Source organism: Micromonospora sp. WMMD964, assembly GCF_029581455.1.
GTDB lineage: Bacteria > Actinomycetota > Actinomycetes > Mycobacteriales > Micromonosporaceae > Micromonospora.
Genome location: NZ_CP120860.1, coordinates 5,269,666 through 5,290,569, shown reverse-complemented (window position 1 = coordinate 5,290,569; position 20,904 = coordinate 5,269,666). Strand labels below are relative to the sequence as shown.

At 72.8% G+C, this 20,904-nt stretch carries 20 protein-coding genes; 6 read left to right on the top strand and 14 right to left on the bottom strand.

Annotated features, from left to right (window positions below; all coding sequences use genetic code 11):
- Positions 1–45 precede the first annotated feature (45 nt).
- Positions 46–1,623: a helix-turn-helix transcriptional regulator gene (locus O7616_RS24190; RefSeq protein ID WP_282304094.1), complete on the bottom strand. Its 1,578-nt coding sequence runs from the start codon at positions 1,621–1,623 to the stop codon at positions 46–48.
- Positions 1,624–1,822: 199 nt separating this feature from the next.
- Here O7616_RS24190 and O7616_RS24185 point away from each other — a divergent pair, with 199 nt between their 5' ends.
- Both O7616_RS24185 and O7616_RS24180 read left to right on the top strand, forming a co-directional pair.
- Complete coding sequence (locus tag O7616_RS24185) at positions 1,823–2,125, top strand: hypothetical protein (protein WP_282304093.1); 303 nt, start codon at positions 1,823–1,825, stop codon at positions 2,123–2,125.
- Positions 2,091–3,224: an oxalate decarboxylase family bicupin gene (locus O7616_RS24180; protein ID WP_282304092.1), complete on the top strand. Its 1,134-nt coding sequence runs from the start codon at positions 2,091–2,093 to the stop codon at positions 3,222–3,224. The genes O7616_RS24185 and O7616_RS24180 overlap by 35 nt, the downstream gene beginning before the upstream one ends.
- A gap of 102 nt (positions 3,225–3,326) precedes the next feature.
- Here the strand turns inward: O7616_RS24180 and O7616_RS24175 are convergent, their stop codons facing one another.
- The 5 genes from O7616_RS24175 to O7616_RS24155 form a co-directional block, all read right to left on the bottom strand.
- The gene (locus O7616_RS24175) at positions 3,327–4,790 is read right to left on the bottom strand and encodes a PepSY domain-containing protein (protein ID WP_282304091.1); all 1,464 of its coding nucleotides are present in this window, start codon (positions 4,788–4,790) and stop codon (positions 3,327–3,329) included.
- 138 nt (positions 4,791–4,928) lie between these two features.
- Positions 4,929–5,480: a copper resistance CopC family protein gene (locus O7616_RS24170; protein WP_282304090.1), complete on the bottom strand. Its 552-nt coding sequence runs from the start codon at positions 5,478–5,480 to the stop codon at positions 4,929–4,931.
- Positions 5,477–6,712: a Dyp-type peroxidase gene (locus O7616_RS24165; protein WP_282304089.1), complete on the bottom strand. Its 1,236-nt coding sequence runs from the start codon at positions 6,710–6,712 to the stop codon at positions 5,477–5,479. Before O7616_RS24165 ends, O7616_RS24170 begins: the two co-directional genes overlap by 4 nt.
- The gene (locus O7616_RS24160) at positions 6,709–7,311 is read right to left on the bottom strand and encodes a copper chaperone PCu(A)C (RefSeq protein WP_282304087.1); all 603 of its coding nucleotides are present in this window, start codon (positions 7,309–7,311) and stop codon (positions 6,709–6,711) included. Before O7616_RS24160 ends, O7616_RS24165 begins: the two co-directional genes overlap by 4 nt.
- A gap of 65 nt (positions 7,312–7,376) precedes the next feature.
- Positions 7,377–9,515, bottom strand: a complete 2,139-nt coding sequence (locus tag O7616_RS24155) for a copper resistance protein CopC (RefSeq protein WP_282304086.1) — start codon at positions 9,513–9,515, stop codon at positions 7,377–7,379.
- Positions 9,516–9,707: 192 nt separating this feature from the next.
- Between O7616_RS24155 and O7616_RS24150 the strand changes: the two genes are divergently transcribed.
- Positions 9,708–10,694, top strand: a complete 987-nt coding sequence (locus O7616_RS24150) for a zinc-dependent alcohol dehydrogenase family protein (protein ID WP_282304085.1) — start codon at positions 9,708–9,710, stop codon at positions 10,692–10,694.
- Between the two features lie 12 nt (positions 10,695–10,706).
- Here O7616_RS24150 and O7616_RS24145 read toward each other — a convergent pair whose 3' ends face one another.
- From O7616_RS24145 to O7616_RS24125, 5 genes are read right to left on the bottom strand one after another with little or no spacing between them, the layout of a single operon-like run.
- Complete coding sequence (locus O7616_RS24145; RefSeq protein WP_282304084.1) at positions 10,707–11,387, bottom strand: ATP-binding cassette domain-containing protein; 681 nt, start codon at positions 11,385–11,387, stop codon at positions 10,707–10,709.
- Positions 11,384–12,388 carry an ABC transporter ATP-binding protein gene (locus O7616_RS24140; RefSeq protein ID WP_282304083.1) on the bottom strand — a complete coding sequence of 335 codons (1,005 nt, stop codon included), beginning with the start codon at positions 12,386–12,388 and terminating at the stop codon, positions 11,384–11,386. Before O7616_RS24140 ends, O7616_RS24145 begins: the two co-directional genes overlap by 4 nt.
- Complete coding sequence (locus O7616_RS24135; protein WP_282304082.1) at positions 12,385–13,269, bottom strand: ABC transporter permease; 885 nt, start codon at positions 13,267–13,269, stop codon at positions 12,385–12,387. The genes O7616_RS24140 and O7616_RS24135 overlap by 4 nt, the downstream gene beginning before the upstream one ends.
- Positions 13,262–14,281, bottom strand: a complete 1,020-nt coding sequence (locus O7616_RS24130) for an ABC transporter permease (protein WP_282304081.1) — start codon at positions 14,279–14,281, stop codon at positions 13,262–13,264. The genes O7616_RS24135 and O7616_RS24130 overlap by 8 nt, the downstream gene beginning before the upstream one ends.
- Positions 14,251–15,849: an ABC transporter substrate-binding protein gene (locus O7616_RS24125; protein ID WP_282304080.1), complete on the bottom strand. Its 1,599-nt coding sequence runs from the start codon at positions 15,847–15,849 to the stop codon at positions 14,251–14,253. The genes O7616_RS24130 and O7616_RS24125 overlap by 31 nt, the downstream gene beginning before the upstream one ends.
- A gap of 307 nt (positions 15,850–16,156) precedes the next feature.
- On the opposite strand from O7616_RS24125, the gene O7616_RS24120 reads away from it, so the two are divergent.
- The 3 genes from O7616_RS24120 to O7616_RS24110 all read left to right on the top strand — a co-directional run bounded on the left by O7616_RS24120 (position 16,157) and on the right by O7616_RS24110 (position 18,152).
- Entirely contained in the window at positions 16,157–16,831 is a 675-nt protein-coding gene (locus tag O7616_RS24120) for a hypothetical protein (RefSeq protein ID WP_282304079.1), read from the top strand.
- Entirely contained in the window at positions 16,828–17,595 is a 768-nt protein-coding gene (locus O7616_RS24115; RefSeq protein WP_282304078.1) for a cobalt transporter, read from the top strand. The genes O7616_RS24120 and O7616_RS24115 overlap by 4 nt, the downstream gene beginning before the upstream one ends.
- 62 nt (positions 17,596–17,657) lie before the next feature.
- Positions 17,658–18,152 carry a signal peptidase II gene (locus tag O7616_RS24110; protein ID WP_282304077.1) on the top strand — a complete coding sequence of 165 codons (495 nt, stop codon included), beginning with the start codon at positions 17,658–17,660 and terminating at the stop codon, positions 18,150–18,152.
- A 2-nt stretch (positions 18,153–18,154) separates the two neighbouring features.
- On the opposite strand, the gene O7616_RS24105 is transcribed toward O7616_RS24110, so the two are convergent.
- From O7616_RS24105 to O7616_RS24095, 3 genes are read right to left on the bottom strand one after another with little or no spacing between them, the layout of a single operon-like run.
- Positions 18,155–18,745, bottom strand: coding sequence for an LUD domain-containing protein (locus tag O7616_RS24105; protein WP_282304076.1), 591 nt, complete (start codon positions 18,743–18,745; stop codon positions 18,155–18,157).
- The gene (locus O7616_RS24100) at positions 18,742–20,187 is read right to left on the bottom strand and encodes a lactate utilization protein B (RefSeq protein ID WP_282304075.1); all 1,446 of its coding nucleotides are present in this window, start codon (positions 20,185–20,187) and stop codon (positions 18,742–18,744) included. Before O7616_RS24100 ends, O7616_RS24105 begins: the two co-directional genes overlap by 4 nt.
- Complete coding sequence (locus O7616_RS24095; RefSeq protein ID WP_282304074.1) at positions 20,184–20,894, bottom strand: (Fe-S)-binding protein; 711 nt, start codon at positions 20,892–20,894, stop codon at positions 20,184–20,186. The genes O7616_RS24100 and O7616_RS24095 overlap by 4 nt, the downstream gene beginning before the upstream one ends.
- Positions 20,895–20,904 lie beyond the last annotated feature (10 nt).

Sequence of the window (20,904 nt, the reverse complement as noted above, 5' to 3'; positions counted from 1 at the left end):
GCACCGATGAACATGATCTTCATGTTGGTCGGTCCGCGCCGGTGATCACCGTCTGGTGCTGTCCCAGGCCCGTACCAACTGCATCCGGTTGTGGATCCCCAGCTTGTGATAGATCGATCGGAGCTGCGTGTCGACGGTGTGGAAGGAGACGAAGAGGCTCCTGGCCGCCTCCTTCTTCGTGGCGCCCGAGGCGAGCATTTCGGCCACCCGCTCCTCGGCCGGGGTGAGCGCCTCGATGCCCGTCCGCACTGCCTCGTCACCCGACGGCCGGTGACGCGGGGTGGTGCCGAGCTCGGCGCACCGGCTGTCGGCCGTCGCCTGGTCGCCCGGGGCCCCGATCCGGGCGTAGAGGGCCGCCGCCTCGTGCGCGGCGTCGCGTGCCTGCGCGGCCCGCACCCCCGGGCTGTTCGCCAGGTCGAGCAACGCGTCGGCGAGCGCCGGCCAGGCGGCGGTGGTACGCAGACCGTCGACCGCCGCCCGCAGTGCGTCCGGGTCGCTGTCGCGCAGCCCCCTGGTCTGGTCGGCGAGTGCGCGCCACAGCGGTACCGGCGTGCGCGTGGCCACCGACTCGACCAGTTCGGTGACCCGACGGGAGGCCGGGGTGTCGCCGGCGGCCACCGCGGCGCGTACCAGCCGGGGGCCGAAGTGCGGCACGGGCAGGAGCGACCGCACCGACCGGTGCAGGTCGGCGACGACCCGGGTGAGCAGGTTCGCCGCCACGCTCAGGTTTCTGTCGCGGACGGCGACGCAGAAGGCGGGTGTCCACAGCGCGCTGTCGGGCCAGCGGCTCTCCGCGAGGCACGGGCGGAGGACGGCGCGGGCGTCGTCGTGCTCACCACGGCGGTAGCGAACCTCGCCGATCACCGCGACGAACAGCGCACGCACCTGCGGGCTGAGATCCACCGGGCCGGAGCTGAGCGTCGTGACCGCGAGGGCCGCCGCCTCGGGCAGCTCTCCCACGGCGACCATCCGCAGGCAGTCCAACGCGGTCAGCCCGCTGCTGAACAGGGAACCGGATTCGTTCGGCGTCGGGTGGGTCGCGGTCCACGCGTCCTGGTGCCGGCCCAGGCCGAGCTGCACGAGGATTCGCTCGGCCCGGATGGACGGAGCATCGCCTCGGGCCCCCGGCGAATCGGGGTCCAGAGCCGCCAGCACGGCGTGGGCGCCCGGCAGATCGCCGTGCGACAGCGAGCGGGCGGCCCGCCCGAGGGCGAGGTGGCGAGCGGACCAGTGGTCCCCGGACGCGGCGTGCGCGGTCCCCGCGTCGCGGAGCATCGCGTCGGTGTCCGGATGGCCCACCCGGGCGGCGACCGTGGCGACCAGCGCGAGCAGGGTGCTGCGGCTGCGGGCGTCCAGCGGTCGGTCGAGCGCCGCGCGCAGACCGGCGAGAGCGACAGTGGGCTGCTCCAGCGCCATGGCCCGCGTGAGATGACCGAGCAGACGGGTACGGTGGCGCTCGCCGTGCCGGTTCCCGGCGAGTTCCGCCGTCAGGACGTCGAGCGCCGCCGTCGGGCGTCCGCCGAGTCGCAGCTGATCGGCCGTGGCGAACACCTGAAGGCGTCGTCGCTCGGCGTCGTCGTGGTCGGCCGGGTACGTGCCGGCGTCGAAGGATGATCCGGACAATGGCGTTCTCCCCGGTTGTTACCCGGCGCGTCGAATTGCCGTCCTGCGACCGAGCCTAGCCACGGCGGCAGGGGCGGGCGCCCAGATCGACGAAGCGGCGGGAGTGCGCTGATTCGCCCACGGCGTCCGGGATTCGCCGTGCCGCAATGGCGCGATCACGTGATGCGACGACGACGTCCGGCCGCCGACCATCGAAGGTATGGCCCACTCGACCGAATGTCCCGGCCTGCACCGGCTCCGCGTCGTACTGCTGATGTTCGTGCTCTTCGCCGGGGCCGGTGGTCAGGCCCCGCTGTGGACCCGTCTGGTGCTGGTGGCGACCGCGGCGGCGATTCCGGTCGCGATCGCGGCCCAGTACGGCTGGACCGGGGTGCGCGCCCTGCTGGGGCTGTCGTCCCGGCTACGACGGCGGGACGACTCGGTTCCCACGCCCAGTCCGATCAACCCGAGTGAGGGAGTCAGCGATCATGGTGAACAGCGATCCTCAGCCGCGGCGCGGTGATCAGGGCGCCCCGCCGTTCGCGGGCCGCAACGTCGAACTCGAACGGCAGAACCCCGACCTGTTGGTGCCACCGACCACGGACAGCCGGCTGGTGCCCAATCTGAAGTTCTCGTTCTCCCAGGCGCACACGCGGGTGGAGAAGGGCGGCTGGACCCGTGAGGTCACCAACCGCGACCTGCCGATCGCCACCCAACTGTCCGGCGTCCAGTTCGGGTTGGAGCCGGGCGCGTACCGGGAGATCCACTGGCATCAGCAGTCCGAGTGGGCGTACGTGCTCAGCGGCAGTTGCCGGATCAGCGCCGTCGACCACGAGGGGCGCAACTTCATCGAGGACGTGAAGGAGGGCGACCTGTGGTTCTTTCCGCAGGGCATCCCGCACAACATCCAGGCCCTCGATGACGGCTGCCAGTTCCTGCTGGTCTTCGACGACGGCGCGTTCTCGGAGAACAACACGTTCCTGCTCAGTGACTTCTTCGCCCACACGCCCCGCCACGTCCTGGCCAAGAACTTCGGCTGGACGACGGAGCAGATGGAGAACCTGCCCGAGCGGGAGAAGTACATCTTCCAGGGCGACGTGCCGCCGCCGCTGCAACAGGACCGGGTGGTCAGCCCCACCGGCGACATCCCGCGAAGCTTCAAGCACCGGATGCTCGCGCAGACCCCGCAGCGTTTCCGGGGCGGGACGGTCCGGGTCACCGACTCGACCAACTTCGCCGCGTCGGTGACCACCGCCGCCGCCCTGGTGGAGGTGGAGCCGGGCGGGATGCGCGAGTTGCACTGGCATCCCACCACCGACGAGTGGCAGTACTACATCTCCGGCACCGGCCGGATGGGCGTCTTCGCGTCGCAGGCCGCCGCCCGGACTTTCGACTTCCAGGCCGGCGACGTGGGGTACGTGCCCTTCGCCTACGGCCACTACATCGAGAACACCGGCGACGAGCCGCTGGTGTTCCTGGAGATGTTCCGGCATCCGCGGTTCGAGGACATCTCGGTGATGCAGTGGATGGCGAACACGCCCCACGAGGTCATCGCCGACACGATCAACGTGCAGAAGTCCCTGGTCGACGCGCTGCCGGCGACCAAACAAACGGTGATCTGACCGCGGTGACCGGTTCTCGCGCGGCCGCCCGTCCGGTCCTGACGACCTGGTCGGTCACGGCATCCGACCGCCCGTCGTCGGACGGGCGGCCGGACCGGTGGATCAGGAACCGGCGGGTGCCGGAGACGTGGGCGCCTCGACAGGTCGTCGGCGTGGGGACACCGCGCCGACGACGACGTCGATGACGAGGAAGGCCAGCAGGGTGAGCCCGAACAACGGCAGTGCCCAGCCGACCGCCACCACCACCGGTACGCCGATCAGCAGTGCCCGCAGCGGCAGGCCACGGACGCCACCACGGGCCGGTGGTGTGCCGGCGAGGGCACGTCGGTCGGTGCGGGTGGGACGCCGCTGCCACCACATGCGGTAGCCCCAGACGATGACGCAGAGCAGCCCGATGGCGATCGCCGCGAGCAGGATCTGGTTGACCGGTCCGAAGAGGATGCCCATGTGCGCCTGGATGCCCAGGCCGCTGAGCTTGGCCAGCAGGGGCCAGTCGGCGAAGTCGCTGCGGGCGGTGATCGTACCTCCGGTGGGGTCGACGGCGACCCGGTCCTTCGCGACCGGCCAGGTGTTGTCGACCTGGGTGACGGTCCACGCCGAGCCGGGCTCGGCGGCCGGGGCGATCTCGACCGGACCGTCGAGACCGGCGCCCCGCGCGGCCGTCACCACCCGGTCGAAGGCCGCCGACTCGACCACCCCGCCGCCGCCCGAGGAGCCGTGGTGGCCGCCCCCGGCGGCGGGCGGTGCGCCGTCGAGGCTGGTGGAGATGACCGGGGTACGCGCGTCGAGCGCGTCGAGGCCCGCGCTGAAGTTCGCCCCGGCGTAGCGGGACCAGGTCAGCCCGGTCGCGGAGAGGAAGAGCAGGCCGACGGTGAGCCAGATGCCGGTCGTGGCGTGCCACCCCCGGGTGCGCCGCACACCCTTGCCGGCGGACAGGTCCGGCACGAGCAGGTGGCGGGCGGTGGCGCGGGCGGCGCTGCGGCGACGCCACCACAGGACCACCCCGCCGAGGGCGAGCACCCAGAGCCAGCTCGCGGCCAGCTCGGAGTAGTGCTCGCCCACCGCGCCGAGGTGCAGGTGGCGGTGCAGGTCGTCGAGCCAGGTGGTGGCGGGGGTGGAGCCGAACCAGGTGGTGAGCTGCCCCTGCGACTCGGCGGTGTACGGGTTGATGTAGACGGTGTGCTGGTTCTCGCCGAGTTCCGGCAGGGAGAACGTCACCCGGGTGGTCTGGTCGCCCTCGCCCGGCTGTACGGCGGTGATGCTGCCCTCGGGATGGGCGTTGCGGGCGGCCCCGACCTGCTCGGCCAGGGACACGGGACGGTCACCCACCTGCGCCACTGTCAACTGGTCGCCGTAGAGGAACTGGTCGAGTTGCGGGGTGATGGTGAACGCCAGTCCGGTCAGGGCGGCGGTCACCAGGAACGGCGCGACGAGGATGCCGGCGTAGAAGTGCAGCCGCAGCAGCAGCGCCCCGAACGGCGACGTGCGCCGGAGCGGTCGGGCCGGGGTTTCGGCGCTGGTGGAGGGCTCCGGCGTCGCCGCGCCGGACAACTCGGTGAGAGACATGGTGATCCGATCGGGATAGTCGAGAGAAACCCCTGGTGGTGTCTCCCGTACTGACGTGGTCGCCCGGTGGTGGTGTCGCATCGGTTCCGGCCCTGACGTGGTAGTCGGACAGCGGGAGCCATTGGTTCCCGCTGATGCTCAGGGCGTCGGCGGATCGGATCGGCGGCGGGCCGCCCGCCGCCGCAGGAGCACCGCCGCCACCGCGACGAGTGCCACACCCGCGACGAGTACGCCGATGTTCGGGCCCCCGTCGCGCCGCGCCGCCGCAGCGGTGGACGGCGTGGTCGACACGGCGGGCTCGACGACCGGCGCGGCGCTGGACGTGGGGTCGGCGACGGTGAACGGGTACGACCCCTGCACCGGGTGCCCGTCGGCGGAGACGACCCGGTAGGCCACCGTGTACGTTCCGTTCGGCAGGGTGTCGGTCACCTGGACGGTGCTCTTCGCCCCGGCGACCACCGGCTCGCCGGTGACGACCTTCCGCTTGGCGGCGTCGGTGAGCACGATGGTGGTGAACGTGGGGTCGAGCCGGGACATGAATTCGAGCACGATCTCCGTCGGTGCGCTGGTCACCGTCGACTGCTGCACCGGTGTGGCCGCCCGCAGCGAGTTGTGGGCCCACGCCGGGCTCGCCGGAACGAGCGACGCGACGAGGACGGCGAGCACCGCCGCCCCGAGTCGCGGGCTCATCCGAGCACCTGCTCGCCGATCCACCCGCCCGGTCGACAGCCGGGAGGGATGGCGAAGACCGCCGACCCGATCGGGGTGGTCCACTCGTTGAGCAGGTCCCGCTCGGCCAGGCGACGCTGGATCGGCAGGAACTGCCGGCCGATGTCCGCCTGGTACGACGTGAAGACCAACCCGCTGTCCGCGTGGCCCTCGGTAGTCGGCACACCGTCGTAGTTGTACGGCCGACGCAGGATCTTCAGCCGGTCGTCCGTCACGTGGGCGCGGGTCAGGTGGGAGAAGTCGGGGATGACGGTGAGCCCGTCCGGGCCGGTGGCGGTGAAGTCGGGCTCGTCGTGTTCGGCGGTGCCGGTCAGTGGGGCGCCGGTGTCGAGCCGCCGGCCGACGGCGAGTTCCCGGTCGGTGCGGCCGAGCAGGTCCCAGGTCTCCATGTTCATGCTGATCCGGCGTACGACCACCGTGGTGCTGTCGCGCAGCCATGCCGGGCCGTCCGGCACCCAGACGGCGGAGTCCATCGGCACCCCGGGTCGGGGGTTGGCGGTGCCGTCGAGTTGACCGAAGAGGTTGCGTTGGGTGTGGCCGCCCGGCTCGACGCCGGGACCGCGCCGGAAGCCCTGCTGCACCCACCTGACGGTGGCGAACGGCCGGCTGTCCTTGATCAGGACCCGTTGGGCGTGGGCGACGCTGACCGGGTCGTCGGCGCAGATCTGGAGCAGCAGGTCGCCGCCGGACCAGGCCGGTTGGAGCCGGTCGACGCGGAACGGCGGCAGGTCGGCCACCGAGGCCGGCCTACGGTCGTCGACGCCTCCGGCCCGGTACAGGCCGGGGCCGAAGCCGAAGGTCACGGTCAGCCGGGCGGGCAGCAGCCCGAGTTCGGCCTCGGTGTCGGCCAGCGCCGGCTTGCCCTGGGTGAGGCGGGCGGCGTCGTCGGTGAGCAGCCGCAGCATCCGACCCAGCGCGGCCCGGTCGGTGCCGGCTCGCAGCGTGAACGCGACGAAGGCCGCGTGGGCCTGCGGTTCGGTGGTCACCCCGGCCTGCCGCGCGCCGTGGAACGGCTCGACCAGCGCGCCGACGCTCGCCACCGGCGTGGTGTCGGCGGCGGCCCGTGGCTGCCCGCCGTCGGTACGGGTCGCGGCGACGGCCGCACCCCCGGCGAGGGCTCCTCCGGCGGCCAGAGCCCCGCCGGTGAGCAGGCCGCGCCTGCTCACCGGCCGGGTGGGTGGCGTGTCGGTCACGATGCCGGGCTCATGCTCGTCTCCGGCGTGGCGCTCATGCCGGGCATCGGCTGGCCGTGCCCGGGGGCGTAGCTCTCCTGCGCGCCGGTGAACGGTTTGGCCACCGCGGTGAACTGCTGGGTCCTGCCGTCGGCGAACGTGAGGGTGAACGTCAACTCGTCGCCGGCCTGCACGGGCTTGGCGAGGTTCATCAGCATCAGGTGGTCACCGCCGGGCTCCAGCGCGTGCGTGCTCTTCGCCTTGATCACGACGCCGCCCTGCTTGGCCCGCATGACCATCGTGCCGTCCTTCATGGTCATCTCGTGCAGCTCCATCGGCGACACCGAGGTCGCGGCGCCGGTCAGCGTGACATCGCTGTCACCGTCGTTGACCAGGGTGCCGAAGGCCGCCGTCATGCCCTTGTCGGCGGCCTTCACCCACGGGTCACGAATGCCGAGCACTCCGGCGTCCGGGTTGGCCGAGGCCGACGCGGACGGGTTCGCCTGCCCGGTCGACGGGGAGCCGGACGATCCGCATCCGGCGGCGCCGACCGCCAGGACGGCGGCGGCGAGGACGGCGGCCGAGCGGCGGCGCGGACCGAGCGGGCTGGTGCTGAGCATGTGTTCTTCCTCCGATGGTTGCTGCTGGCTGAATGGTCGGCCGCAGCAGGGAGAAAGTTCCGGGCTCAGGGCACGTTGATCGTGTACTCGGCGGTGTGCACCTTGCCCTCCACCTGGAAGTCGAAGAAGGCCCGGTACCGGCCCGAGCTGGGCGCGGTCAGCCAGAACTGGACCGTCCCGTCGACCAGTTCCTGCTCCGGGTGGACGTGCACGTAGCCGAGATCGCCCTCCCGGACGACGACCAGGTGCCCGTACGCGCCCAGGTAACGCTCCAACTGCACGGGCGCGGCCGCGTCGGTGCGCTGGACCTGGAACTGCATCGGCGCCGTCACCCCCACCGTCGGGGTGCCGCTCATCGACACCGCGTACGGCCCGGCCGTCGCCTGTGCCTGCGCGGGCGGCAGCGCGGCGGGGGTGTGCGCCCCGGCCACGGTGTGGTCGACGCCCAGCACGAGAGGCACCTGCGCGCCGTTGGGCGCGGTCACCGAGAAGTCGGCGTAGACGCGGTAACCGCCCGGTCGGGCCAGCGTCAGGGGGACGCTCCAGGTGCCGTCGGCGGCCATCGTCGGGTGTACGTGCTGGTAGCCGGTCAGGTCGCGGCCCACCACGATCATGTGCAGCGGCTTGTCGTGGACGACCGCGAAGCGGGTCGCCGGTTGCCGGTCGGTCCCGACGATCCGGAAGCGGTAGTCGGCGCGTACCCCGGCGGGTTGGGACCGCTCCAGCGGTTGCAGCGTGTAGCCACCGGCGCTGACCGTCGTCCCGGTCGCCAGCGTCTCGCCCGTCGCGCCGTCACCCCGGTGCGTGTGCGGACCGGTGCCCGCCGGGTGTTGGTGCCCGTCGGTCGCGGACATCACCTGCCCGGAGGCGGGCGGACCGCCCGCCGGCTTCCGGGCGTTGCCGGCGGGGCTCTGGTCGCCGGTGCCGATGCGGGCCAGCCCGAACCCGGCCAGCAGGGCGACCACCAGCCCGCCGACGAGCAGCGCCAGGTGGCCGTTGCTCAACCGGGACCCGGGTGCGACGGCGGTGAGGTCCGAGTCGGACCGTGCTCCGGCGTCGACGGCCGCCTCGTCGTCGGTCGTGGCGAGGGCCTCGGTCGTGGCGAGGGCCTTGGGCTCGGGATCGGTCGGCGTCGGGTCGACCGCCACGCTCGTGCGGGCCGTGACGACCGCGTCGCCGGTACGCGCCGCCGGCACGGTGGCCGGTCGCCTCCTGCCACCCGTGGGCTGCGCACCGACGCCGCTCACCGCACCGGCCTTGCCCGCGGCGGTCTTGCGAGCGCCGGTCGCGGCAGCGCCGCTCTTGCCTCCGCCGGTCGCGGCAGCGCCGCTCTTGCCTCCGCCGGCCTTGGCTCCGCCGGTCCTGCCGGTGGAGGGCCGCTTCGTGGTACGGGCACCGCCGCCGCGTCGACCGGAGCCCCCCGGTGCGGTACGGCCCCGGCCGGTGGGTCTACCGGTGGACGCCGTCCGACGACGCCAGACGACGAAACCGGCCGCCGCGACGGCCGCCGCGATCGCCGCCGCCCAACCGGCCCAGGCCAGCGCTCCGGAGCCGCTCTCGTCGGCTGATTCGGTCGGCGGGGCCGCCGCGGCCCCGGACGGCGGGATCACCGGCTGGGCCGAGGTGGTCGGCACCGCCGACGCCTGCCCGGACGACCCGTGCTGCTCGGTGGCGGCCACCAACGCCGGGTCGGGCTGCGTCGTCGGCGGGCTCCACCCCTTGGGTGCCGCCGTCACCCGCCCGTTGTAGCGGAACGTCAGCGTCCCGCGCACGGTGTCGCCGTCCGAGGCGACCGACAGGTAGCTCACCGAGTACTGGCCCTTGGCCGGCAGGTGGGTGACGGCCACCGTCGCGGGGAACCCGGTCGTGTACTCCCGTGGCTCGAACTGACCGTTGACCAGGAAGTATTCCCGTACCGGCTTGTCCAGCGGCTTCGGCTCCCCGTACGACCAGCCGTTGTCGACCCGGACGCCGCCCGGGGCGGTGACCGTGAAGAACGCGTTGGGCGCGGCCTTCTCGGTGAAGAAGAGCTGCACCGCCGTCAACGGCTCGCTCACCGTGGCCCCACTCGCCGGCGTGGACATGGCGAGAGTCCCGTGAGCCGAGGCGGGTTGGGCGGACGCGAGGAGAGCGACCGCCGAGGCGAGGAGGAGCGCGAGGGCGCCCGAGAGCACCCGCCCCGGAGTCTGAGGGAGACGACGCATCTGAATATCCTGACCCGAGTGAGGCATTTTTCAAGAGCTGGCGATCTTTTTCCTCACACTCGGGCTGTCCGTCACCACGGTCAGCGCGTATCTCGCCGATCGTCGTCCGCCGTCCCCCGGATGTCGCCCGGGCGGCGACCCCGGTTGGATAGCGTCCACGTGATGTCTCGATCACGGAGGGTGTGAATCGTCATGCGTGCTGCGGTGCTGCGGGAGTTCGACAGCCCGCTGACGGTCGAGGAGATCGATCAGCCCACTCCCGGGGCGGGGCAGGTGCTGGTGCGGATCGTCGCCAGCGCGGTCAATCCACTGGACACGAAGATCCAGGCAGGACAGGCCGCGCATGCGCGGGTCCAGCCGCCCGCGGTGCTCGGGCTGGACCTTGCCGGGGTCGTCGCGGCGGTCGGCGAGGAGGTGACGGGGTTCGCGCCGGGAGACGAGGTGTACGGGCTGTGCGGGGGAGTGGGTGGGCTTCCGGGTTCGCTGGCCGAGTACGCCGCCGTGGACGCCCGGTTGCTGGCCCGCAAGCCCGGCGGCCTCTCGATGCGCGAGGCCGCCGCGTTGCCGCTGGCGGCGATCACCTCCTGGGAGGGGCTCGTCGACCGCGCCGGGGTCCGCCCCGGGCAGAAGGTGCTGGTGCACGGCGGTGCCGGCGGCGTCGGTCACGTGGGCCTGCAACTCGCCCAGGCGAAGGGCGCCGAGGTGTACGCCACCGGCGGGCCGGCGAGCGCACCGGTGATCGAGAGCCTGGGCGCCGTGCCCATCGACTACACCTCGACCAGCGTGGAGGAGTACGTCGAGAGGCACACCGGTGGCGAGGGGTTCGACATCATCGTCGACAACGTCGGTGGCGCGACGCTCGACGCGTCGTTCGCTGCGGTACGCACCTATCACGGGCACGTCGTCAGCGCGCTCGGCTGGGGCACCCACGCGCTCGCCCCGCTGTCGTTCCGTGGCGCGACCTACTCCGGCGTGTTCACCCTGCTGCCGATGCTCACCGGTCGGGGCCGTGAACACCACGGCGACATCCTGCGGGAGATCGCGAAGCTGGCCGATGCCGGTGCGCTGCGCCCACGACTGGACCGGCGTCGGTTCACGCTCGACACCGTCATGGACGCCCACCGTCTGGTCGCCGAGGGCATCGCCGAGGGCAAGGTCGTGGTGGACGTCGCCGACTGACCGGCCGGTGCGTCAGGCCCGCGTCGGCGCCCTGCTGTTCAGGTCGACGATCCGGTCGGCCCAGCGGTCCAGCAGGGTCTGGTCGTGGCTGACGACCAGGACACCGGCCCGCTGGGTCCGCTGGTAGTCGCGGATGACGGCGGCGACGTGCGCCTGGGTCGAGGCGTCCAGCATCGCCGTGGCCTCGTCGCAGAGCAGGTAGTCCGGGCGGTGGACGAGGGCCCGGGCGAGGCAGGCGCGTTGCAGTTGCCCGTCGGACACCGCGTGGGGCCGTCGGCTGCGCAGGTCGGCGGTGAGGCCGACGAGGTCGGCGAGTTCGGCCACCCGCTCCCGGACCGTCGACTCGGGCGTCCGGACGGCGCGCAGCGGTTCGGCGATCAGGTCGTCCAGGCTCAGCCGGGGGTCGGCGGCGGCGCGCGGGCTCTGGAACAGCACGGCGACGCGGGTCCGCAGGTCGACTGGCACGGCGTACCGGACCCCGTGGACCGCCGTGCCGTCGATGCTGACCCGGCCGTGGTCCGGGCGGTGCAGGAGGGCCAGGACCCGGACCAGTGTCGACTTGCCGCACCCGGACGGGCCGCGAAGCCCGACCGTCTCGTCCCGGCCGACCCGCAGTGTGACGCCGTCGAGCACGACCTGACGGCCGTACCCGACGGTGACGTCGTCGGCGAGCAGGTGCTGGGGGCTGGTCACGTGACGGCTCCGTGGCGGATCGGGTGGTGGCAGGCGACAGTGCCGTCACCGGCGACCGGCGTCGGCGGCGGTTGACTCGCGCAGGTGTCGGTGCGGTGCGGGCAGCGGGGCGCGAACGCGCAGCCCGGAGGCAGCGCGGTGAGCATCGGCGGGTCGCCCGGCACCGGCCGGAAGGCGCGGTCCGGTAGGGCATCGAGGAGCGCCGCGGCGTACGGGTGGGTGGGCGCGGCGAAGAGCCTGTCGGCGTCGGTGTGTTCCACGATGCGGCTGGCGTACATGACGGCGACGGTGTCGGCGACCCGTTGCGCGGCGGCCAGGTCGTGCGTGATGAGCACGACTGCCGAGCCGTTGTCGCAGCGGCGGCGCAGCAGGTCGAGGGTGTGGTCCACCAGCGGCCGGTCGAGGCCGGTGGTGGGTTCGTCGGCGATGAGCAGTGCCGGGTCCGGTGCCAGGGCGAGCGCGGTGACCAGCCGCTGGGCCATGCCGCCGGAGAGTTCGTGCGGGTAGCGGTCCAGGTCGGCCGGGTCGAGCCCGACGTCGACGGCGAGCCGTTCGACGTCCGCCCGGTCCCGACCGTGTGCCCGCAGCGTCTCGGCGAGCAGTCGCCGTCCGGTGCGGACCGGGTTCAGCGCGGTGGCCGGGCTCTGCGGGACCAGCCCGACCCGGCGGCCGCGTACCCGGCTGGCCAGGTGACGCTGACCGCAGGTGACCAGGTCGACCGGGTCGCCGGCCGGGTGGTGCAGGACGGCGTGGCCGGTGACCGTGGCGTTGCCCGGCAACAGCCCGAGCAGCGCGTGGGCCAGGACGGACTTGCCGCAGCCGGACTCGCCGACGACGGCCAGCAGTTCACCGGCCCGTACCGTCAGGTCGAGGTCGGTGACCGCGCGCACCGTCGTGTCGCGCAGCCGGAACTCGACGCCGAGGCCGTCCACGGCGAGCAGCGGGCGACCCACGGCGGTGCGGCCGGGCGTTTCGGCGGTGACGCGTTCGGTGGTGGTCACAGGTGCAGCTCCGCTCGGACCCGGGGATCGAGGCGGTCCCGCCAGCGGGCGGCGAGGACCGCGATGGCGAGGGTGACGACGACGATGACCGCGCCCGGTGCCAGGCTGGCCCACCAGGCGCCGGTCAGCAGCGACCCCTGACCGTCGTTGATCATGTTGCCGAGCGAGGCGAGGTGCGGCGGCAGGCCGAGGCCGAGGAAGGACAGCGCCGTCTCGTGCCACACCGCGTGCGGGATCATCAGGGTGGTGGCCAGCGCCAACCGGGGCAGCACGTGGGGCAGCAGGTGGCGGGTCAGGACCCGGCCCCGACCGGCCCCTCCGCTGATGGCGGCGTCGACGAACGGCCGGGTACGAAGGCTGAGCAACTCGGACCGGACGATGCGCGCGGTGGAGAGCCAGTGGGTGAGCCCGACGGAGGCGATCACCGCGCCCAGGCTGGGCCGCAGCATGGCGACGATGAAGATGCCCAGCAGCAGGTGTGGCATCGCGGCGATGGTGTCCACGATCCGCATCAGGATCCGGTCCACCCGGCCGCCGAGCGTGCCGGCGATTCCGCCGACGACGCCGCCGAGGACGGTGGCGACGAGCGCGGCGACCGCACCGACGAGCAGCGACACCCGCAGCCCGTAGACGGCGCGGTGCGCCACGTCCCGCCCGAGGTCGTCGGTGCCGGCGAGGTGGGTCCAGGACGGTGCCAGTCGGGTCTGGTCCAGGGCCACCGCGCTCTGATCGAGCGGCCAGACGAGCGGGGCCAGGAGCGAGCCGACGACCGCGACGAAGAGGACCAGACCGGCGACGGCGACACCGGTCTGGCCGGGGCGCAGTCGCAGTCGGGACCGGGCCGAACGCAGCAGCGGCGGTCGGGTAGCCAGATCAGCCATCGAGTCGCACCCTCGGGTCGGCGGCGGCGTACGCGAGGTCGGTCGTGAGGTTCGCGGCCAGCACCACCGCGGTGGTGACCAGCGTGATCGCCGCCAGCAGCGGGAAGTCGCTGCCCAGCGCGGCAGCGACCGTGACGGCGCCGAGGCCGGGGAGCGAGAAGACCGTCTCGACCAGCACCGCACCGCCGACCAACTCCGGCAGGTGGGTGCCGACCAACGTGAGGAACGGCAGCAGCGCGGTCCGCAGCGCGTGCCCGAACAGCACCGTCCGCCCCGGCAACCCGCGCGCCTTCGCGGCGAGCACGTGGTCGTCGCGCATGCTCTCCGCAACCGCGTCGCGGACGAACAGCACGAACCACGGCGCCTGCGACACGGCCAGCACTCCCACCGGCAGGATCAGGTGATGCGCCACGTCGACCCAGGACGTGCTGGTCGCGGTGACGTCGGTGAGCCCGCCGGCCGGCACCCAGCCGAGCGCCAGCGCGAACACCGCGATCGCGGCCAGCCCCAGCCAGAAGACCGGCATCGACTCCACCGCGTAGGCCGCCGCCCGCAAGCCCCGGTCGAACAACCCACCCCGGCGGTACGCGGCCAGCGCACCCAGCAGCAGACTCGCGACCAGGACCAGGGCGAGAGTCACACCGATCAGCAACAGCGTCCAGCCGGCCCGGGCGGAGAGCACCGAGGCGACCGGCTCGTGTCGACTCGTCGACCAGCCCAGGTCGCCCTGGACCAGATTGCCGATCCACCGCAGGTACTGCACCGGCAGCGGGTCGTCGACACCCCAGTTGGCGCGGATCTGCGCCAGGTTCTCCTCGCTGGCGGTGAACGCCGCCGCGCCCGCGTACTGCTTGGCCGGGTCCACCGGGGAGGCCGCGCCGAGGGCGAACATCCCGATGCTGGTGGCGGCGAGCACCGGCACGGCGACCAGGAGGCGGCGTCGGACCACCGCCCCCGCCCCGGCGAGTCGACCGGGGCGGGTCACGAGCGCGTCCAGGTGTGGATGTTCCACCAGATGCTGTTCGCCACCCCGTGCTCGTGTGCCTCGACCCGGGGGGTCACGCCCCGCACCGAGGACTTGAGCACGTAGGTGTGCCGCAGGTAGGTGAGGAACAGCCACGGCACGTCGGCGTTGAGCTGCTTCTGGAACTGCGCGTACGCGGCCTTGCGGCGGGTCGGGTCGATCTGGTCGCGGCCCTCCTGCAGGGCGCGGTCCACCGTCTCCGAGCGGTACGAGCCGGGGTTGAAGTAGCCCTGCCCCGCGAACCGGGAGCCGAACAGCTTGTACGAGACGAAGTCCGGGTCGTACGGCGTGCCGTAGCCCATCAGCAGGGCGTCGGACGTCATCCGCGGGTCGATGGCGTCCCAGGTGAGCCCGGCCGGGGTGACCTCGATGCCGATCTTCTTCGCGTCGGCGGTGACCGCCAGGGCCAGATCCTTGCGCAGGGTGTCGGTCGCCGGATACATCAGCGTGAACCGGGCCGGGCGGCCGTCCTTGACGCGCACCCCGCCCGCGCCGGGCTTCCAGCCGCCCGCGTCGAGCAGCGCACCCGCCGCCGTCGGGTCGGCGGTCGGCGCGCCGACCACCGAGGGCTCGGCGAACTCGGAGGTCGGGGGGACCGGCCCGAACGCCGGCTCGCCCGCGCCGCCCAGGATGCCGGACACCATCGCGGCGCGGTCGACGGCGACGTTCAGCGCCCGGCGGACCGCCGGGTCGGCGAGGACCGGGTTGCCCATCGGCAGCATCACGCCCCGGTAGTCGGCGGTCGGCACCCGCTGCACCCGGTACGCCGTGTCGGAGTCGAACCCGGAGGCCAGCTTCGGCGGCAACTCGGCGGCGTCGAACTCGCCGGCCCGCATCCGCTGGGCGCGGACGTTGTCGTCGGCGACGAACGCCACCACCACCCGGTTGTTCGCCGGTCGCCCACCGAAGTAGCGCTCGTTGGCGGTGAGCACCAGCCGGTCGCCCGGCGTCCAGGACTCGACCCGGTACGGCCCGGTCCCGATCGGCTTGCGGTTGAACCCGGTGGTGTTGATGTCCTGCCCGCTGAGCAGCTTCGACGGCACGATGCCGAGGGTGAGCCGCTGGAGGAACGGCGCGTACGGGTAGCGCAGCGTGAACACGACTGTGGACGCGTCGGGCGCGGTCACCGACTCCACCATGTCGAGGTCGGAGCGCAGCGTGGAGTCGACCTTCGGGTCCAGCACCGCCTGGTACGTGAAGACGACGTCCGGCGCGCTCAGCGTGGTGCCGTCGTGGAACTGCACGCCGTCGCGCAGCTTGGCGGTCACGGTGCGCCCATCGGCCGACACGGTCGGCAGGGCTTCGGCGAGACCGGGGACGAGGCGGTTGTCAGCGTCGCGGGCGACGAGCCCGTCGAAGATCAGCGCGGCGCCGTCGACGCCGAAGTTGAGCACCGGGTTCAGGGCGTCGGGCTCGTCGGAGGTGGCCACGACGAGTGTCGCGCCGCCGGCTGGACTGTCCGGGGTGCTCGGGGCCGAGCAGCCCGCGAGGACGAGCATCCCGGCCGCTGCGGTCGACGCCACGAGGCGTCGGAAGGTCGGACGGATCCGGGTCACGGAGCGCTCCTGTGGTGTGGGGAACGGGGCGTGGACGTGCAGGTGCAGCCGCCACAGTTGATGATCACGGTGGCACAGTTGCAACTCCTTGGCAATTGCGAGTTACCTGCATCATGAACACGAGGACCTGCGTGTCCATGCCGATCACTGAGTTGATCAACTAGCTGTTCACATCGTCGTTTCGTCCCACACACCGGCCCGGACCTGTGCGTTCGCCGGCGGTGAGCAGGGTTGCAGCGAATGTGTGATCGCAATCCTGGAGCATTACTTGTCAGTGCATGCACGTCGCCGACGACGAAACGCGGTGATGGTGATCCCGCTGGTGGCCCTCTCCGTCGCCGCAGCCGTCCTGGCCCTGCCGTCCCCGGCGGCGGCGCACCCGTTCGGTGATCCGCAGACCGTGTCCATCACGCCCGACGAGCAGCGGCCCGACGTCGTGCGGGTGCGGTGGCGGGTCGGCGGCCCCGACGACCTCACCCTGCTCGGCGTCTCGCTCGGCCTGCTGCCGGCCGACCGCGTCCTGCTCGACGGCGCTGTCGACTACCGGACGACCGACCCGGCCGTGATCGCGTCGTCGGCGCAGTTCCCCGCGTACCTGCTCAAGCAGATCACCGTCGCCGACGGGGGGCGGCAGTGCCTCGGCGTCGTCGCGCCGCTGAAGGCGCTGGCGCGGACCGGCGCGACGGTCGACTACACCTGCCCGGGGCCGGTCGACACCGTCACCGTCGCGGTGCGGATGCTCACCGACCTCAACCCGGCGTACCGGGCGATGGCCACCGGCCCCGGTGGGCAACGAGCGGTGTACGGCTCCGGCGAGGACTCCCACGACTGGACCCTCGCCGGTGGTGCGCCGACTGTCGTCAGCGCCGGCACCGGCCGTAGTGCCGCCATCCAGCTCGCCGCCGTCGGCGGTGGTGCGCTGCTGGTGGCGGTTGGCGCGCTGCTGGTGTCGCGGCGGCTGCGACGGCGAGCCGTGGCATGACCGCGACCGCAGTCCTCTCCGCGTCCCTCTCGGATCGGCTGCAGGACATCGTCCACTCGCCGGGCGTACCCCCGCTCGCGTTCGTGTTGGCCTTCGCCGCCGGTGCGGGTCACGCGGTGGCCCCGGGGCACGGCAAGAGCCTGGCCGCCGCCTACCTCGCCGGCTCGCGCGGCCGGATCCGGGACGCCGCCTGGTTGGGCGGTTCGGTGGCCGTCATGCACACGCTGTCGGTCCTGGTGATCGGCGTGGCGTGGACGTTCCTGTCCCTGTCCGAGGTGATCCGGATGCAGGAACTCACGAGCTGGCTGCAACTCGGCGCCGGTCTGATCGTCCTGGCCACCGGTCTGTGGATGGTGCGCCGGCACCTGCACGCCGCCGGCCACAGCCACGGGCACGGCCACGGCCACGGCCACGACCACGGCCACACCCACGGCAAGCGCCCCGGGCTCTTCCTGCTGGGCATCTCCGGCGGGCTGACCCCGTCCCCGGCCGCGTTCCTCGTGCTGGCGACCGGGCTGTTCATCGGTCGCGCCGGCTTCGCCCTGCTGCTGGTCCTGACGTTCGGCCTCGGCATGGCCGTCGTCCTCTTCGGCGTCGGGGTCCTCGCGGTCGCCGGTAGCTCACTGGTCACCCGGGGCGCGCGATCCCACGCCGTCCTCGATCTGGCCACCCGGGTGGCGCCCGTCCTCGCCGCGAGCGGCATCACGCTGGTCGGCGCGGGCCTCGTCACGGTCGCCGCGATCCACCTCCGCACCGCCACCTGAGCGACGGTGGGCGGAGCGGCCGCCGGTGGTGGGGGCCGGGAGTGACCGGCTAGGGTTCCGCTGTGTTTCGCGCCGTCGTGTTGATCGCTGCCGTGGTTCTCGCCTCGGACCAGGCCACGAAGTACTGGGCCGAGTCCGCGCTGTCGGACGGGCAGACCATCTCCATCGTGGGTGACCTGCTGTCCCTGCGGCTCGTCTACAACCCGGGCGCCGCCTTCTCGATCGGGTCCGCGTACACCTGGATCTTCGCGGTCTTCGCGGCGGCGGCCGTGGTCGCGGTGACGGTCGTGGCGCGGCGGGTCACGTCGCGTCCGTGGGCGGTGGCGTTGGGCCTGGTGCTCGGCGGCGCGACGACCCACCTGCTGGACCGGCTCTTCCGCGAGCCGGGTTTCGCCCGCGGGCACGTGGTCGACTTCATCGACTACGCCGGGTTCTTCGTCGGCAACGTCGCCGACATCGCGTTGGTCGTCGGTGTGGGCATCGTGATGCTGCTCAACCTGCGGGGCATCCCGCTGCGCGAGACCGCCCCGTCGGGCGAGCAGGTGTCGTCCTCCTGAGGTCAGACCACTACGACGTCCAGTCGGCGCGGGCCGTGCACACCCTCGACCCGGTCGAGTTCGATGTCGCTGGTCGCGGACGGGCCGGAGATCCAGGTCAGCGGCGCACGCGCGTCCAGCCGGGTCAACGCCTCCGGCAGGAGCCCGACGACCTGGTCGGCGCGGACGACGCAGATGTGCCGGTCCGGCACCAGGGTGAGCGCCCGCCGACCCTGCGCCGGGCCGGCGTCGAGAACGATGGTGCCCGACTCGGCGATCGCCACGGCGCAACCGGTCAGGACCGCGTCCGTCTCGTCCAACTCGGCCGGTGACAGCGGGGGAGCGTCGCGGCGTACCTGCCCGGTGTACCCGGCCAGCCAGTCGGCGGGGACGTCGGTGGGGACGGCGAGTCGACCCACCTCCGCCAGCAGCCCGGGCAGGGCGTCGATGCCGTGGTGGACGACCGCCCGGTAGTCCTCCAACCGGTCCACGAGGACCGCGACCAGGTCGGAGCGGTCGCCGACGCGGCGGTACTCGCGGGGCACCGGCACCGGCGGCGGGTCGTCGGCCAGGGCCGTGCGGAGCCGCGCCAGGATCTCGTCGCGTGCGCTCACTGCTGGTTCCACCATTCACGGAAGGTCTGCGGCGCGGGCAGCGGCACGTCCCGCGACCGGGTCCACGCCGAGGCGGGCCAGGGCAGTTTACGCAGCGTACGGGCACCGGTGCGCCGCTCGCGGTACGCGCCGAGCGGACCCGCGCCGGTCCGGGCCAGGCGCAGGGCGGCGGCCCAGCGCCGAGGGCTGCGCATCACCCAGGACAGGACGCGCATGGCGGCCCGTTCCGCCGGTGGGTGCGGTGCCTCCTGCCGGAGGTGTACGAGGATCTCCGGAATATTGATCTTCACTGGGCAGACGTCGTAACAGGCGCCGCAGAGGGTCGACGCGTACGGCAGGGAGGCGTTGTCGGCCACGCCGGTCAGCTGGGGCGACAGGATCGCGCCGATCGGCCCCGGATACACCGACCCGTACGCGTGCCCGCCCGCCCGCTCGTACACCGGGCAGACGTTGAGGCAGGCGGAGCAGCGGATGCAGGACAACGCCGGCCGCCCGACCGGGTCGGCCAGCACCGCGGACCGGCCATTGTCGACGAGCACGACGTGCACGTCCTGCGGGCCGTCGCCGGGAGTGACGCCGGTCCACATCGAGGTGTACGGGTTCATCCGCTCGCCGGTCGAGGAGCGCGGCAGCAGTTGCAGGAAGACCTCCAGGTCACCGAAGGTCGGCAGCAGCTTCTCGACGCCGACGACGCTGATCAGCGTCTCCGGGAGGGTGAGGCACATCCGCCCGTTTCCCTCGGACTCCACGACGACGAGCGTGCCGGTGTCGGCGATGGCGAAGTTGGCGCCGGACACGGCGACCCGGGCCGAGAGGAAACGTCGTCGCAGGTGGACGCGGGCCGCCTCGGCCAGCGCGGAGGGCTCGTCGGTCAGGTCGGCCGGGACGTCCGGCATCCGACGCTGGAAGATCTCCCGGATCTGTGCGCGGTTGTAGTGGATCGCCGGCACCAGGATGTGCGAGGGGGTGTCGTCGCCGAGCTGCACGATCAGCTCCGCCAGGTCGGTCTCGTACGCAGCGATCCCGGCCGCCTCCAGGGCCTCGTTCAGCTCGATCTCCTGGGTCGCCATCGACTTGACCTTCACGACCTCGTCGGCACCGGCCGCCCGGGTCAGCTCGACGACGATCCGGCACGCCTCGGCCGCGTCCCGGGCCCAGTGCACGGTGGCACCGGCGGCGGTGGCGGACGCCTCGAACTGCTCCAGCAGCTCCGGCAACCGGCGTTGGACGTCCGCCTTGATGGCGGAACCGGCGTCGCGCAGCGCCGCCCAGTCGGGCACCTCGTCGACGACGCGGGCGCGCTTGCCGCGGATGGTGCGAGTGGCCCGGTGCAGGTTGGCGCGCAGTTGCGTGTCGGCGACCGCCGGTCTGGCCGCGGTGGGGAAGGGCAGCGGCGTGCGGATGCGTCCGTCGCCGGTGGCCGGTGCGATCGGGGGGTTCACGAGGTCGCCCCGGTCGAGGCGAGGATCTCCGCGTAGTGCATGGCCCGTACGCCGGAGCGGTGCCGGTCCAGGCCGCCTCCGATGTGGGCCAGGCAGGAGTTGTCGGCGGCGGCGAGCACCCGCGCGCCGGTCTCACCGACCCGGGCGCACTTGTCGGTGAGCATCGCGGTGGAGACGTCGGGGTTCTTCAGCGCGAACGTGCCGCCGAAGCCGCAGCACTCCTCGGCGTCGCCCAGCTCCACGAGGTCGATCCCGCGGACCTGGCGCAGCAGCGTCAGCGGCCGGTCGCCCAACCGGAGCATGCGCAGACCGTGGCAGGTGGGGTGGTAGGTGACCGTCTCCGGGAACTCCGCACCGACGTCGGTGACGCCGAGGATGTCGACGAGCAGCTCGGACAACTCGTAGGTGCGCGCGGCCACCGACGCGGCGGGTGGGTGCAGGCGCGGGTACTGGTCGCGGATCATCGCGGTGCACGACCCGGACGGCGCGACGACGGCGTCGTAGCCGTCGAACACGTCGACGTAGTTGCGCACCATCGGCATCGCCTCGGCCCGGTAGCCGGTGTTCGCGTGCATCTGCCCGCAACAGGTCTGCCGGTCGGGGAACTCGACGGTGTGGCCGAGCCGCCGCAGGATGCGGGTGACCGCGATGCCGGTGGCCGGGTACGCGACGTCGTTGACGCAGGTGATGAAGAGGGCGATGCGCACGGCGGCTCCT

What these genes read in the sequence shown, in the direction of transcription:
- O7616_RS24185 (WP_282304093.1), top strand. Translation starts at nt 1,823, where the DNA reads ATGGCCCACTCGACCGAATGTCCCGGCCTGCACCGGCTCCGCGTCGTA.
- O7616_RS24180 (WP_282304092.1), top strand. Translation starts at nt 2,091, where the DNA reads ATGGTGAACAGCGATCCTCAGCCGCGGCGCGGTGATCAGGGCGCCCCG.
- O7616_RS24175 (WP_282304091.1), bottom strand. Translation starts at nt 4,790, where the DNA reads ATGTCTCTCACCGAGTTGTCCGGCGCGGCGACGCCGGAGCCCTCCACC.
- O7616_RS24170 (WP_282304090.1), bottom strand. Translation starts at nt 5,480, where the DNA reads ATGAGCCCGCGACTCGGGGCGGCGGTGCTCGCCGTCCTCGTCGCGTCG.
- O7616_RS24160 (WP_282304087.1), bottom strand. Translation starts at nt 7,311, where the DNA reads ATGCTCAGCACCAGCCCGCTCGGTCCGCGCCGCCGCTCGGCCGCCGTC.
- O7616_RS24155 (WP_282304086.1), bottom strand. Translation starts at nt 9,515, where the DNA reads ATGCGTCGTCTCCCTCAGACTCCGGGGCGGGTGCTCTCGGGCGCCCTC.
- O7616_RS24150 (WP_282304085.1), top strand. Translation starts at nt 9,708, where the DNA reads ATGCGTGCTGCGGTGCTGCGGGAGTTCGACAGCCCGCTGACGGTCGAG.
- O7616_RS24135 (WP_282304082.1), bottom strand. Translation starts at nt 13,269, where the DNA reads ATGGCTGATCTGGCTACCCGACCGCCGCTGCTGCGTTCGGCCCGGTCC.
- O7616_RS24120 (WP_282304079.1), top strand. Translation starts at nt 16,157, where the DNA reads ATGGTGATCCCGCTGGTGGCCCTCTCCGTCGCCGCAGCCGTCCTGGCC.
- O7616_RS24115 (WP_282304078.1), top strand. Translation starts at nt 16,828, where the DNA reads ATGACCGCGACCGCAGTCCTCTCCGCGTCCCTCTCGGATCGGCTGCAG.